The organism is Streptomyces eurocidicus (genome assembly GCF_002891295.1).
In the GTDB taxonomy this organism is placed as follows: domain Bacteria; phylum Actinomycetota; class Actinomycetes; order Streptomycetales; family Streptomycetaceae; genus Streptomyces; species Streptomyces eurocidicus.
Genome location: NZ_LGUI01000011.1, coordinates 35,297 through 49,054, shown reverse-complemented (window position 1 = coordinate 49,054; position 13,758 = coordinate 35,297). Strand labels below are relative to the sequence as shown.

Annotated in this window: 13 protein-coding genes; 10 read left to right on the top strand and 3 right to left on the bottom strand. The window is 74.0% G+C overall.

Features of this window, described 5'->3' with window-relative positions; all coding sequences use genetic code 11:
• Positions 1-21 precede the first annotated feature (21 nt).
• From AF335_RS28070 to hutH, 5 genes are all read left to right on the top strand, one after another.
• Positions 22-900, top strand: a complete 879-nt coding sequence (locus tag AF335_RS28070) for a biotin--[acetyl-CoA-carboxylase] ligase (protein ID WP_102921247.1) — start codon at positions 22-24, stop codon at positions 898-900.
• Positions 901-991: 91 nt separating this feature from the next.
• Entirely contained in the window at positions 992-2,212 is a 1,221-nt protein-coding gene (locus AF335_RS28065) for an adenylate/guanylate cyclase domain-containing protein (RefSeq protein ID WP_102921246.1), read from the top strand.
• A gap of 120 nt (positions 2,213-2,332) precedes the next feature.
• A complete protein-coding gene (locus AF335_RS28060; protein WP_102921245.1) occupies positions 2,333-3,127 on the top strand; it encodes an enoyl-CoA hydratase/isomerase family protein in 795 nt (264 codons plus the stop codon).
• A 243-nt stretch (positions 3,128-3,370) separates the two neighbouring features.
• Complete coding sequence (locus AF335_RS28055) at positions 3,371-4,576, top strand: GGDEF domain-containing protein (RefSeq protein WP_228773615.1); 1,206 nt, start codon at positions 3,371-3,373, stop codon at positions 4,574-4,576.
• Positions 4,577-4,816: 240 nt separating this feature from the next.
• Positions 4,817-6,361 carry a histidine ammonia-lyase gene (hutH, locus tag AF335_RS28050; RefSeq protein WP_102921243.1) on the top strand — a complete coding sequence of 515 codons (1,545 nt, stop codon included), beginning with the start codon at positions 4,817-4,819 and terminating at the stop codon, positions 6,359-6,361.
• A gap of 31 nt (positions 6,362-6,392) precedes the next feature.
• Here the strand turns inward: hutH and AF335_RS28045 are convergent, their stop codons facing one another.
• Positions 6,393-6,701: a hypothetical protein gene (locus AF335_RS28045; RefSeq protein ID WP_102921242.1), complete on the bottom strand. Its 309-nt coding sequence runs from the start codon at positions 6,699-6,701 to the stop codon at positions 6,393-6,395.
• A gap of 466 nt (positions 6,702-7,167) precedes the next feature.
• Between AF335_RS28045 and AF335_RS28040 the strand changes: the two genes are divergently transcribed.
• Positions 7,168-8,442 (top strand): L,D-transpeptidase, encoded by a 1,275-nt coding sequence (locus tag AF335_RS28040; RefSeq protein ID WP_102921241.1) that lies wholly within the window; start codon positions 7,168-7,170, stop codon positions 8,440-8,442.
• Positions 8,443-8,828: 386 nt separating this feature from the next.
• Complete coding sequence (locus AF335_RS28035; RefSeq protein WP_311775553.1) at positions 8,829-10,082, top strand: DUF2786 domain-containing protein; 1,254 nt, start codon at positions 8,829-8,831, stop codon at positions 10,080-10,082.
• A gap of 196 nt (positions 10,083-10,278) precedes the next feature.
• Here AF335_RS28035 and AF335_RS28030 read toward each other — a convergent pair whose 3' ends face one another.
• A complete protein-coding gene (locus AF335_RS28030) occupies positions 10,279-11,361 on the bottom strand; it encodes an AraC family transcriptional regulator (RefSeq protein WP_184742943.1) in 1,083 nt (360 codons plus the stop codon).
• A 55-nt stretch (positions 11,362-11,416) separates the two neighbouring features.
• Between AF335_RS28030 and AF335_RS28025 the strand changes: the two genes are divergently transcribed.
• From AF335_RS28025 to AF335_RS28015, 3 genes are all read left to right on the top strand, one after another.
• Entirely contained in the window at positions 11,417-11,983 is a 567-nt protein-coding gene (locus AF335_RS28025) for a class I SAM-dependent methyltransferase (protein ID WP_102921239.1), read from the top strand.
• A 123-nt stretch (positions 11,984-12,106) separates the two neighbouring features.
• A complete protein-coding gene (locus AF335_RS28020) occupies positions 12,107-12,397 on the top strand; it encodes a hypothetical protein (protein ID WP_102921238.1) in 291 nt (96 codons plus the stop codon).
• A gap of 210 nt (positions 12,398-12,607) precedes the next feature.
• Complete coding sequence (locus AF335_RS28015; protein WP_102921237.1) at positions 12,608-13,066, top strand: helix-turn-helix domain-containing protein; 459 nt, start codon at positions 12,608-12,610, stop codon at positions 13,064-13,066.
• Positions 13,067-13,144: 78 nt separating this feature from the next.
• On the opposite strand, the gene AF335_RS28010 is transcribed toward AF335_RS28015, so the two are convergent.
• Positions 13,145-13,756, bottom strand: a complete 612-nt coding sequence (locus AF335_RS28010) for a ClpP family protease (protein WP_102921236.1) — start codon at positions 13,754-13,756, stop codon at positions 13,145-13,147.
• Positions 13,757-13,758 lie beyond the last annotated feature (2 nt).

Below are 13,758 nucleotides of genomic sequence, written 5' to 3'. Positions count from 1 at the left end.
TTGCCTCCTAAGGTGGCTCTTATGACGCCTGCTGACGCCTCCGGCTCCGCCGCGAACCGCTGGTCCGACCTCGACCGGCCCCCCCTCAACGCCCTCGCGCTCCGGCGCGGGCTCCTGCGCCCCGGCGGCCTGTGGAGCTCCGTCGAGGTGGTGCCGCGCACCGGATCCACCAACTCGGACCTCGTCGCCTCGGCCGCCGCCGGAAAGGCGGCCGAGGGCGCCGTCCTCGTCGCCGAGGAGCAGTCCGCGGGGCGCGGGCGGCTCGACCGCACCTGGACCGCGCCGCCCCGCTCCGGCCTCTTCTTCTCCGTCCTGCTCACCCCGGGGCCAAAGATCCCGATCGAGCGCTGGGGCTGGCTGCCGCTGCTCGCCGGGGTCGCGACGGCCACCGCGCTGTCCCGGGCCGCCGGCGTGGACACCGCCCTGAAGTGGCCGAACGACCTGCTGGTGACGGTCGGCGGCGCCGAGCGCAAGGCCGGTGGGATCCTCGCCGAGCGCTCCGGCGACGGCGTCGTCGTGGGCATCGGGCTGAACGTCTCGCTGCGCGCCGAGGAGCTCCCGGTGCCGACGGCGGGCTCGCTGGCCCTGGCCGGGGCCCGGGTCGTGGACCGCGATCCGCTGCTGCGGGCCGTGCTGCGGTCGCTGGAGGAGTGGTACACGGAGTGGCGACGCGCCGGAGGCGACCCGCGCGCGTCCCGGCTCCAGGAGGCGTACGCCGCGGGGTGCGCGACCCTCGGCCGGACCGTGCGCGCCGAACTGCCGGGCGGCAAAGACCTGGTCGGGGAGGCCGTGGCCGTCGACGGCGACGGCCGGCTGGTGCTGGCCACCGGGGACGGGGTGCAGCAGCCGGTGGGCGCCGGCGACATCGTTCATCTACGGCCCGCGCTGTCGGAAGAGTGAGCTACGGCACACTTGTCGTATCGTTGTGCGCGGAACCTAAGCGAGCAGTGATCGGCAGGGCAGTGCGCACGGATCGGACAGGGGGCGGGCGGTGACCGGCGACGGTGGGGGCACCTCCCGTGCCGTTGAGGCCACGGGCGGCACCCCGGGCGGCGGCAGCGCCGCGCGGGGGAGCGCCGGGGGAACCGGCGATGACGCCGACCGGCAGGGCGCGGACGGCGCGGGCCGGAGTACCGGCCGGGGCGGCGCCAGAGGCGTCGAGGAGTACGGGGACGAGGGCGGCGACCCCATCGCCCTGCGGCTGGAGTCGCTGATCCTCGGTGCCGAGCGCCGCTACACCCCCTTCCAGGCCGCCCGCGCGGCCGGGGTCTCCATGGACCTCGCCTCCCGCTTCTGGCGCGCCATGGGTTTCGCCGACATCGGCCAGGCCCGCGCGCTGACCGAGGCCGACGTGCTGGCCCTGCGACGGCTCGCCGGCCTGGTCGAGGCCGGGCTGCTCAGCGAGCCCATGGCCATCCAGGTCGCCCGCTCCACCGGGCAGACCACCGCCCGCCTCGCCGACTGGCAGATCGACTCCTTCCTGGAGGGCCTGACCGAGCCTCAGGAGCCGGGCATGACCCGGACGGAGATCACCTATCCGCTGGTCGAGCTGCTCCTCCCCGAGCTGGAGGAGTTCCTCATCTACGTCTGGCGGCGGCAGCTGGCCGCCGCCACCGGCCGCGTCGTCCAGGCCCAGGACGACGCGGAGATGGTCGACCGCCGGCTGGCCGTCGGCTTCGCCGACCTCGTGGGCTTCACCCGGCTGACGCGCCGTCTGGAGGAGGAGGAGCTCGGTGAGCTGGTCGAGGCGTTCGAGACGACCGCCGCCGACCTGGTCGCGGCGCACGGCGGCCGGCTCATCAAGACGCTCGGCGACGAGGTGCTGTACTCGGCGGACGACGCGGGCACCGCGGCCGAGATCGGGCTGCGGCTCATCGAGACCATGACCCATGACGAGACGATGCCGGAGCTCCGGGTCGGCCTCGCCTTCGGCACGGTGACGACCCGCATGGGCGACGTCTTCGGCACGACGGTGAACCTGGCCTCCCGGCTGACGTCGATAGCGCCGAAGGACGCGGTCCTGGTCGACAGCGCCTTCGCGGAGGAGCTGGCCCGCAGCGGCGACGCCCCGAAGTCGGAGGTGGAGGCGGCGGCAGCGGCCGACGGCACGGAGAAGTACCGCTTCGCGCTCCAGCCGATGTGGCAGCGGCCGGTGCGCGGGCTGGGCGTGGTCGAGCCCTGGCTGCTGACCCGGAGGAACAACGGCGGCTGAGGGGACGGGCCCGCCCCCGGGGCCTCCCGGCGGCGACCGCGGACGATTGAGGATGTCCCCGCCCGGTGCGATGATCGGCGACGGAAGTTCACGGCCGTTAACGTCACCGGGAGACACCACGTGAGTGAGCACCGCTTCGGGGAATGGGTCGCCGTAAGGCGCCACGGGCACGTCGCCGAACTCGTCCTCGACCGCCCCAAGGCGATGAACGCCGTCTCCACGGAGATGGGCCGCCGCATAGGGGAGGCCACCGCCGCCCTCGCCGCCGACGCCTCCGTAAGGGTCGTCGTCCTCACCTCCACGCACGAGCGCGCGTTCTGCGTGGGCGCCGACCTCAAGGAGCGCAACTCCTTCACCGACGCCGACCTCGGCCGGCAGCGCCCGCACGCCCGCGCCGCGTACACCGGGGTGCTGGAACTGCCCATGCCGACCATCGCCGCCGTGCACGGCTTCGCACTGGGCGGCGGCTTCGAACTGGCCTTGTCCTGCGACGTGATCGTGGCGGACGCCACCGCCGTCGTCGGCCTGCCCGAGGTGTCGGTCGGCGTGATCCCCGGCGGTGGCGGCACCCAGCTGCTCCCGCGCCGGGTCGGCGCCGCCCGCGCCGCCGAACTGATCTTCACGGCGCGGCGGGTGCCCGCCGAGGAGGCGCGGGAGCTCGGTCTGGTGGACCGGCTCGTCGCCGAGGGCGAGGACCGTACGGAGGCGCTGGCCCTGGCCGCGCGCATGGCGGCCAACTCGCCGGTCGGCCTGCGCGCCGCGAAGCGCGCCCTGCGGCTCGGGCACGGCCTGGACCTGCGGACGGGGCTGGAGGTCGAGGACGCGGCGTGGCGCACGGTGGCCTTCTCCGGCGACCGTGCCGAGGGCGTGGCGGCGTTCAACGAGAAGCGGACGCCGGACTGGCCGGGGGAGTGAGCGCTGCGGGCGGTCGGGGTTCCCCGCCCCCTCCGGTCTGCTCCGGTCCTTTCCGCCTACGCTGGTAATTCCCCTGGTACGGCTGTGGCGCGAGGACTGCCAAGCCGGTCATAGGGCGGAATGGGCGCAACATTCATACGCTGGAGTGCAGGTACTGCGCACGGTGACGAATGTGAGGCTCGGGTGGCAGACGGCGGGGAGTGCGACGTCCGGCTGGGCGCCGTCGTGGGGCTCGCACAGGCGATGGCCGCGGCGCAGTCACCGCTGGAGTCGGTGGCCGCCGCGGCGGAGCGGGCCCGGCTGGCGCTGGGCGGCACCTTCGCCGCCATCTCGGCCTGGGAGCGGGAGCACGGCCGGCTGCGGGTGCTGGTGAACGCCGGCGAGCTGGCCGAGGGCGAGGAGCGGTACCCGGCGGACGAGTCGTACCCGGTGCACGACTTCCCCGAGATCGCCGAGATCCTGCACGAGGAGTGGGCGGGCGGCGGCGCCGGGCCCCACGCGTGGATCGAGAGCGCGGCCGGCCCCGAGGACGCCGGGAGTGCGGACGGCCCCGGGGACTCCGGGAGTGCGGCCGGCCCCGAGGGCCCCGAGGGCACGGCCGGCGCCGGTCCGTACGGGTCGGGGGACGCCTACCGCCACCAGCGGGTGGCCGCGCTGACGCGGCGCGGCCGGGGCAGCTGTGTGGTCGCGCCGATCGTGCTGCACGGGCGTGCCTGGGGCGAGCTCTACGTGGCCCGGCCGCCGGGGGTGCCCGCCTTCGGCCGCACGGACGCGGACTTCGCGACGGTCCTGGCCGCCGTGGCCGCGGCCGGCATCGCGCAGACCGAACGGCTGGAGGAGGTGCGCCGGCTCGCCTTCACCGACCCCTTGACCGGGCTGGGCAACCGGCGCGCGGTCGACGCGCGGCTGGACGAGGCGGTGGAGCGGCACCTGGCCGACGGTGTGGTCGTCAGCCTGGTCGTCTGCGATCTCAACGGCCTCAAGAAGGTCAACGACACCCTGGGGCACGCGGTCGGCGACCGGCTGCTGGAGCGGTTCGGCTCGGTGCTGTCCCTGTGCGGGGCGATGCTGCCGGGCACGCTGGCCGCCCGGCTGGGCGGTGATGAGTTCTGTCTGCTGACGGTCGGTCCGGCGGCGGACGAGGTGGTGCGGATCGCGGACGAACTGTGCCGCAGGGCGGCCGGGTTGGAGCTCGGCGAGGGCGTCGCCTGCGGGGTCGCCTCCACGGGCGACCCGATCGGGGCCGTGGGCACGGCCCGCCGGCTCTTCCGGCTCGCGGACGCGGCCCAGTACCGGGCCAAGGCCGCGCGGTCGGCGAAGCCGGTGGTCGCGGGGCGCGACGGCGGGCGCCGGGACCCGGTCGTGCGGCTCGCGGACCACCCGCCGGCCGCGTCGGCCGCCGAGCGACGGCGGTTCCGGGGCCGTAATTCGAACACGTCCGGTGACTGAGGGCCACGGGCGGCGACCGCGGGCGACGGACGGCGGTGAGCGGGAAAGCAGGTGCGGGCGACAGGCGGCGGTGAGCGGGAAGGCGGGTGCGACGGACGGTACGGAGGCCGGTGCCGTGGGCGGCGCGGCGCCGGGTGCGCGGCTCGGGCCCGGCCGTGACCCGGCCCGTGGCGGGGGGCTCCGGGACGACCTGCCGGAGACTATGTACAGACAGCGATTCAGTCTCTAGGGTGCCTGAATATGGATATGCACACTGTGGTGGTGGGGACGGCCGGGACGACCGCGGAAGATGTGATCGCCGTGGCACGCGACGGTGCGCGCGTCGTGATCTCGGACGAGGCGCTGGCCGCCGTCGCCGCCGCGCGGCAGGTCATCGACGACCTGGCCGCCAAGCCCGATCCGGTCTACGGCGTCTCCACGGGCTTCGGCGCCCTCGCCGTCCGCCACATCAGCCCCGACCTGCGCGCCCAGCTCCAGCGCAACATCGTCCGTTCGCACGCCGCCGGCATGGGCCCGCGGGTGGAGCGCGAGGTCGTCCGCGCGCTGATGTTCCTGCGGCTGAAGACCCTCGCCTCCGGCCACACCGGCGTACGCCCCCTCGTGGTCGAGACCATGGCGGCGATCCTCAACGCCGGGATCACCCCGGTCGTGCACGAGTACGGCTCGCTCGGCTGCTCCGGCGACCTCGCGCCGCTCTCCCACTGCGCGCTCACCCTGATGGGAGAGGGCGAGGCCGAGGGCCCCGACGGCACGCTGCGCCCGGCCGGCGAGCTGCTCGCCGCGCACGGCATCGTGCCCGTCGAGCTGCGCGAGAAGGAGGGGCTCGCGCTCCTCAACGGCACCGACGGCATGCTCGGCATGCTGGTGATGGCCTGCGCGGACCTCGCCCGTCTGATCACCTCCGCCGACATCACCGCCGCGCTCTCCCTGGAGGCCCTGCTCGGCTCCGAGAAGGTCCTCGCCCCCGAGCTGCACACCATCCGCCCGCACCCGGGTCAGGGCGCCAGCGCCGACAACATGCTCCGCGTGCTGGCCGGTTCCGGGCTGACCGGGCACCACCAGGACGACGCGCCGCGCGTGCAGGACGCGTACTCGATCCGCTGCGCCCCGCAGGTCGCGGGCGCCGGCCGGGACACCCTGGCCCACGCCCGGCTGGTCGCCGACCGCGAGCTGGCCGCCGCCGTCGACAACCCCGTCGTCCTCGCCGACGGCCGGGTCGAGTCGAACGGCAACTTCCACGGCGCCCCGGTCGCGTACGTCCTGGACTTCCTCGCCATCGCCGCCGCGGACCTCGCCTCCATCGCCGAGCGCCGCACCGACCGGCTGCTGGACAAGAACCGCTCGCACGGGCTGCCGCCGTTCCTGGCCGGTGACCCGGGCGTCGACTCCGGCCTGATGATCGCTCAGTACACGCAGGCCGCCCTGGTCAGCGAGATGAAGCGGCTCGCCGTGCCGGCCTCCGTGGACTCGATCCCGTCCTCGGCGATGCAGGAGGACCACGTCTCCATGGGCTGGTCGGCCGCGCGCAAGCTGCGCACGGCGGTCGGGGCGCTCACGAAGGTCGTCGCCGTGGAACTCGTCGCCGCGACACGCGCCATCGAGCTGCGCGAGGGCCTGACGGCCGCGCCGGCCAGCCGTGCGGTGCTGCGCGCCGTGCGCGCGGCGGGCGTCGAGGGGCCGGGCGGGGACCGGTTCCTGGCCCCCGACCTCGCGGCGGCCGAGGAGTTCGTCCGCTCCGGGAAGCTGGTCGAGGCCGTCGAGCCGGTGACGGGCACGCTGGCCTGAGGCGCTCCCGCTCAGACCCTGCCCGGCGGGATCACCGGTCCGCCGTGCGCGACCTGCGCACGGCGGCGGTGACCAGCGCGCCGCCCGCCGCGACGAACGCGACGCCGCCGAAGACGTACGGGGTGGTGTCCACGCCGCCCGAGGCGGCGAGCAGGGGCTGCGGGGACGCGGGCGTGGCGGGTGCCCCCGCGTCTCCCGCGGTGAGGGTCGCGCTCCGCGCCGTGTCACCCTTTCCGGTGCCGGGCCGCTCGGCCGTCGCGTGCGCGGACGGCATGAACCACACCGCGCAGAGCAGCGAACCGGCGGCGACGGCGGTCAGCAGCGGTCGATGCGCGGTCACGGGATGAATTCCCCCCGAAGTGGCGATTATTGGGGCCGTCGTGCGAGGTGCCCGGCCCCGGCTGACCCGATGTTAGTGATACGAACGGGTACGCGGAAGCCGGGAGACGGGGCGGGAAGCCGCCGATGGGCGGACGAGGGAGTACGGGGCGGTCCGCGGGCCCGCGCTGCCATGGATTCGGGCGGGCTCGGGGGAATAGCACCGGAAAGTCCTCGGGTGAACATCGCCGGAAAGTCAAGGGCATCCCGACCCTGGCAGTCACAACAGCCCCGCCCGCACCATGGAAAGCAGGCATCTACCAGCACCCCGGCTACCGTGCCGACCCCGCGAGGGGCTTTACTGGGGTGGTCTTCCCCACATTTCCCTGAGGTGTGGAACGGACGTATCGGTGCAGGCGTTCCTTAAGCAGAAGCCGGGATACGTGCTGCCCCACGATTCGGCTCGGGGATTTCGGGGTCCAGGAGCAATGGAGAAGCGTGTGATGACGGACGGCAAGCGCCGCAAGGGCCTGGTGGCCGCGGCCGCTGTGCTCGGCGGTGTGCTGACCCTCGCCGCCTGCGGCGGTGGCGACGACGACGGCAAGAGCGGCTCCGCCGGCAACGGCAAGTCCCAGAACAAGGTCGACGCAGCCGCTGCCAAGGAAGCCTCCAAGGCGCAGATCAAGATCGCGCAGAAGGACGGCTCGACCAACGCCGGGATCACCACCGACGCCGCCAAGGTCACCGTCAGTGACGGCGAGCTCACGAGCGTCAAGATGACGACCGACAAGGGCACCCCGGTCGAGGGCACGATATCGCCGGACAAGACCTCGTGGAAGCCCGCCAAGCAGCTGGAGCGGTCCACCAAGTACAAGGTCGTCGTCGAGGCCAAGGACTCCGAGGGCCGTAAGGCCACGGAGAACTCCTCCTTCGCCACGGTCTCGCCGACCAACAGCTTCATCGGCTCCTTCACGCCGGAGGACGGCTCGACCGTCGGCGTCGGCATGCCCGTGTCGATCAACTTCGACAAGCCGATCAAGGACCGCAAGGCCGTCCAGTCCGGCATCACGGTCAACTCCAGCACCGGCCAGAAGGTCGTCGGCCACTGGTTCGGCGACCAGCGGATCGACTTCCGCCCGCAGGAGTACTGGAAGGCCAACTCCGACGTCACCCTGAAGCTGGACCTCGACGGCGTCGAGGGCGCCCCGGGCGTCAAGGGCGTGCAGAAGAAGACCGTCACCTTCAAGATCGGTCACTCCCAGGTCTCCACGGTCGACGTGAAGTCGCACCAGATGACGGTCGTCCGGGACGGCAAGACCATCAAGACCATCCCGATCTCGGCCGGCAGCCCCGAGAACCCGACGTACAACGGCAAGATGGTGATCTCCGAGAAGTTCAAGGAGACCCGCATGGACGGCTCGACCGTCGGCTTCACCAAGGGCAACGGCAAGGGCGAGTACGACATCAAGGACGTGCCGCACGCCATGCGCCTGTCCACGTCGGGCACGTTCATCCACGGCAACTACTGGGGCAGCGGCATCTTCGGCTCCGCGAACACCAGCCACGGCTGCATCGGCCTGGAGGACAAGCAGGGCGCGGACGACCCGTCGACGTCCGGCTCCTGGTTCTTCAGCAACTCGCAGCTGGGCGACGTCGTCGAGGTCAAGAACTCCAACGACAAGACGATCGCTCCGGAGAACGGCCTCAACGGCTGGAACATGGACTGGAGCGCGTGGGTCGCGGGGAGTGCGACGGGCGCCTGAGTCTGTAGCTTTTTTCGCCGGGCGGCGGCTTGCACGGTTTGCGTGCGGGTCGCCGTCCGGCGTTTTGGGGGGTCCTTCGTTCGGGTGACGGGGTGGGTTGCGGGTCGGGGTGCCGCTGCGCGGGGCTATTTCCCCACCCCGCCCCTTCCCGAATGTCCTCAAACGCCGGACGGGCTGAAAATCAGCCCGTCCGGCGCTTGAGGACACCGCGCGGAGCGCGGAAGGGGGTCTGGGGGCTTGCCCCCAGTTACGGGAAGGGGCGGGGCTGGGGAAAAGCCGCCCGCAGGGCCGTCACCGCACCCCGCACGCCCCGGCCACCCCGCGAGACAATGGAACACCCGCGCGAAACCCCCCGCCGGGCCGGAACCCGAGGAGCACAGACACCCGTGGGCAAGCGCAGCACCCGGCAGCGACCCGAGGACGCCCCCCGAGCCGCCGTGGAGGCGGCCCTGGCCGCCCTGCGTGCCGTCCCCGCGGACGACCTCGACGACGCCCTCTACGCCGCCGCCTCCGCCCTTACGGCCGATCCGGCGGGCCCGGAGGCCGTGAGCCGCGCCCTGCTGGGCACCGCCGAGAAGGTCGTACGGCGCGCGTGGGAGGACGGCTGGCAGCCCGCGGACGTCGCCAGGCTCGTACGGCGTGAGCTGACCGCCGCCGAGCTGCGCTTCACCGTCGACGCCGTGGCCGCGGAGGCGCGGCGCTACGCCCCGGATACGCTCTCCGCCCGCTGGGCGGCCCAGCTGGGCGAGCTGGAGGCCCGGGTGTGGTGGGAGGCCGACGACGCGTTCCTGGAGGGCTTCGCGGGCCGTGAGCGGCTGAGCCGCTTCGAGGCGGCCGCGTGCGGGCTGGGCGCGCTGCGGCTGATCGGCTCGCTGCCGCGGATCGGCGCGACGGGGCCGCTGCCGGGCGCCGCCCGGCCCGTGGGCGCGCGTACGGACCGTCCCGCCGTCGCCGTGGAGCCGCGGATGCTCACCCGGATCCGGGCGCTGCTGGCGAAGGCGGAGTCGACGGAGTTCGCGGAGGAGGCCGAGGCGCTGTCCGCGAAGGCCCAGGAGCTCATGGCCCGCTACTCCCTGGACGAGGCCCTGCTCGCGGCCCACGCCACGGAGCCCGTGGACGGCCCCGGGGCCTGGCGGATCGGCGTCGAGGGCCCGTACGAGTCCGCGAAGGCCCTGCTCCTCGACGCGGTCGCGGAGGCGAACCACTGCCGGTCGGTGTGGTCGAGCGAGTTCGACTTCTCCACGGTCGTCGGCTTCGAGGCGGACTTGGAGCTGGTGGAGCTGATGTACACGTCGCTGCTGGTGCAGGCCACGACGGCGATGCGGCGCGCGGGCGACGACCACCACGCGCGCGGCCGCTCGCGCCGCACCCGCGACTTCCGTCAGTCCTTCCTCATCGCCTACGCCGCCCGTATCCGCGACCGGCTCACGGCGACGGCGGCGGCCGTGGTGGCGGAGGCGGCGGACGGCGCCGCCGAGACTCCGGCGGAGGTCCTTCCGGTGCTGGCGGCGCGGGACGTGGCGGTGGGGGAGTCGACGGAGCGGCTCTTCCCGACGACGACGTCGCACCGTCTGAAGGGGCGCGACGCGGAGGGGTGGGCGCGGGGGGAGGAGGCGGCGGACGCGGCGCGGCTGCGGTGACGGTTTGCGGGGTGGGGCGGGGCGGGTGCGGGGTGCGCCTGCGGCGGGCCTTTCCCCACCCCGCCCCTTCCCGAATGTCCTCAATCGCCGGACGGGCTGAAATTCAGCCCGTCCGGCGATTGAGGACCGGGGTCCGGGGCGGAGCCCCGGTTCGGGAAGGGGCGGGGTGGGGAAAAAGCCCCGCGCAGCGGACCGCTCACCCATCCCCGCCCGGCCGCGCGAAGTACGTACCCGGAGGCACCCCCACCCCCCTCCGGAACGCCGCCACGAACGCGCTCGGCGACCCGTACCCCACCCGTCGCGCCACCGACGACACCGTCGCCCCCGCCGCGAGCAGCGGCATGGCCGCCTGGAGGCGCAGTTGCGTGCGCCACTGCCCGTACGTCAGGCCCGTGCCGGAGACGAACGCCCGCGCGAGCGTCCGCGCGCTGGCGCCCACGACCGTTCCCCACTCCGTCAGCGTCCGTCCGTCGGCCGGGTCGGCGCGGAGGGCCTCCGCGACGCGGCGGGCGCGGGCGTCCGCGGGGTCGGGGGCGCGGACCGTCGTCACGGACACCGGGCGCAGGAGGTCGAGGACGACGCTCTCGGCCCGGAGCCGGGCGTCGGCCGGGATGCGGTCGGCGTCCTGCGCGAGGTGCCCGATGAGCTCGCGCAACAGCCCGGACACCGCCACGACTTGGGGCTCGTCCCAGGTGACCGGGCAGCGGTCCGGCCAGAAGTAGAGGCTGCGGAGCAGGGCCGAGGAGGTCGCCCCCGTGGCGTGCGGCACCCCGGCCGGGATCCAGAGGGCGACGGTGGAGGGGAGCACCCAGGTGCGGCCGGCGGCCCGTACGGCGAGGACGCCGTGGGGCGCCCAGGCGAGCTGATGGGCACCGTGCTCGTGGCGGGCGAACCACTCGCCGTCGCCGAGGGGGAAGCTGCCGACGGCGATCGCGCTGCCGAGGGGCGCGACGAGGCGGCCGTGCGGGGGGTGTTCGTCCGGGCCTTTCCGGTACGGGCGGTGCTCGTCCTGGCCTTCCCCGTGCGGGCGGTGCCCGTCGCAGCTTTTCCGGTACGGGCGGTGCTCGTCCTGGCCCTCCCCGTACGGGCGATGCTCGTTCCGGCTCTCCCCGTGCGGGCAGTGCCCGTCGCCGCCTTTCCGGTGCGGACTGTGCTCGCCCCCGCCCTTGCCGTGCGGACTGTGCCCGCCCCCACCCTTCCCGTACGGCCCGTGCTCGCCCCCACCCCCGTCCTCCCCCCGCGGACCCCGCCCGCCCTCACCCTGTCCGTCCGGCGACATCAGTTGACCCCCTGGCCCGTATCCGACACCCCGCCCATCTTCCTAGCCTCGGACCATGCCGATGAACTTCATCCACCGCCGCCTCTGCGCCTCCGACAAATGGGCGCGCGCGATCGAGGACGAACTGCTGCCCTGGGCGCTCGAAGGGATCACGCTCGGGCCCGAGACGCTGGAGATCGGTCCCGGTTACGGTGCCACCACGCGCGTACTGCTGCCCAAGGTCTCCCGCCTGACGCTCGCCGAGGCCGACGCCTCCTACGCGGCCCGGCTGCGCGGGGAGTTCGGTGACCGGGCGGACGTCCTGCACGCCGACGGCAGCGCGCTGCCGCTGCCCGACGACCGCTTCGACTCCGTCGCCTGCTTCACCATGCTCCACCACGTCCCCTCGCCGCGCGCCCAGGACCGGCTCTTCGCCGAGGCCCGCCGGGTGTTGCGCCCCGGTGGCTTTTTCACCGGTTGCGACGCCCTCGGCAACTGGGGTTTCCGGTTGATCCATCTCGGTGACACCTGTGTGCCCGTACCGCCGGAGACGCTGGAGGGCCGACTGCGGCGGGCGGGCTTCGACGACTGTGAAGTCAGCGTAGGAAAGGGGAGTTTCCGCTTCATCGCCCATCGGCGATGAGACCGGACGCGGGGGTGTCCGGGAGCGCGGGGGCGGCCGCGATGACGGGGGTACCGCGGCCGCCCGCGCCGCACGGAACACGACAGGGCGCCGCCCGCGCCGTCCTCGCTACGATCGCGTGTCATGGACATAGCCGCGTATGTGATCCTCGCCGTGCTCATCCCGCTCCTCGGAGCGCTGAGTTCGACCCAGGAGCGCAGACTCAAGCGGCTGGACCGCAGGATCAAGGAGCTCGACCGCAAGACGGACCTGATCCTGCGGCACATGGGCATCGCCGAGCCGGCCGACGGGTCCGAACTGGGGCAGGTGAGAGCCCTCTTGAGCAAGGGTAAGAAGATCGAGGCGATCGCGGCCTACCGGAAGATCACGGGCGCCGACCTGAGGGAGGCGAAGGAGGCCGTCGACCGGATGTAGCCGGCCGGACGCCGCCGAGGGCCGGTGCCACCGTCGGCCGGACACCACTGCGGGTCGGTGCCACCGCCGGCCGGACATCACCACGGGCCGGCGCCACCCGGCTCCGGGCCGCCGCCGGCCGGACGCGCCCGGGACTGCCAGGGCCCCGATTTCGCCGGGGGCGGAACGCCGTCGGCCCCCGGCCGGGCGGGACGCTCCTACTCTGAAGGGGTGAGCACCCACGCGCCGAACCAAGCCCGCGTCGTCCCCCTGTGCCCGGCCGCCGCCGCGCGCCCGACCCCCGCGGCCAAGGAACCGCTGTGGCGGGACGTCGTCGGCGACGTGCTGCGCCGCGAACGCCGCGCGCAGGAACGCACGCTGAAGGACGTCGCCGACGCGGGCCGGATCTCGATGCCCTACCTCTCCGAGGTCGAGCGCGGCCGTAAGGAGGCGTCGTCCGAGGTCCTCGCCGCCGCCGCGCAGGCCCTCGGCCTCGGGCTGGCCGACCTCCTCGCCCTCGTCCAGGAAGAGCTCGCCCGCCTCGGCGGGGCGCGCCCGGCCGGGCCCCGTACGGCCGCCGCCCCGGTCGCCCCGGTGCGCTCCCTCCACGCGGCCCGCTCCGCGCCCACGGCACGCTACGGAGCGGCGCCGCCGGTCTCGCGGCAGGGCGAGGTGCGGCTCGCGGCATGAGCCGTGCGGGCCGAAGGCGGCCATCGCCTCCCCCGTGGGGCGACGGCCGCCTCCGCGCGGCGCCTCGGGGCGCCGCCGTCACCGCCGGGCGGCCGCGAGCTCCCGCCGGCTGAGCACGGCGTCGGCGAGCCCGTAGTCCACCGCCTCCCGCGCGGTGAAGAACTTGTCGCGGTCCATGTCCTCGCGGAGGGTCGCGACGTCGTGAGGGGTGTGCCGGGACAGCACCTCCTCGACCTCCGAGCGGATCCGGAGCATCTCCTTGGCCTGGAGGGCGAGGTCGGAGACGGTCCCCTGCCGCCCGCCGCTCGACGGCTGCCCCAGCAGCACCCGGGCGTGTTCGAGGACGAACCGGCGCCCGGGGGCCCCGCCTGCGAGGAGGACCGCCGCCGTCGAGGCCGCCTGACCGACGCAGAACGTCGAGATCGGCGAGCTGACGAAGGTCATCGTGTCGTAGATCGCCATGAGCGAAGTGAACGAGCCGCCCGGCGAATTGAGGTAGATCGCGATCTCGCTCTCCGGACTGGACGACTCCAGGTGGAGCAACTGCGCGATGACGACGTTCGCGACACCGTCGTCGATCTCCGTGCCGATGAAGATGATCCGCTCGGACAGCAGCCGGCTGAAGACGTCGTACGCCCGCTCGCCCTGCTGGGTGCGCTCGACGACCGTGGGAATGGTGTACTGGCTCATCG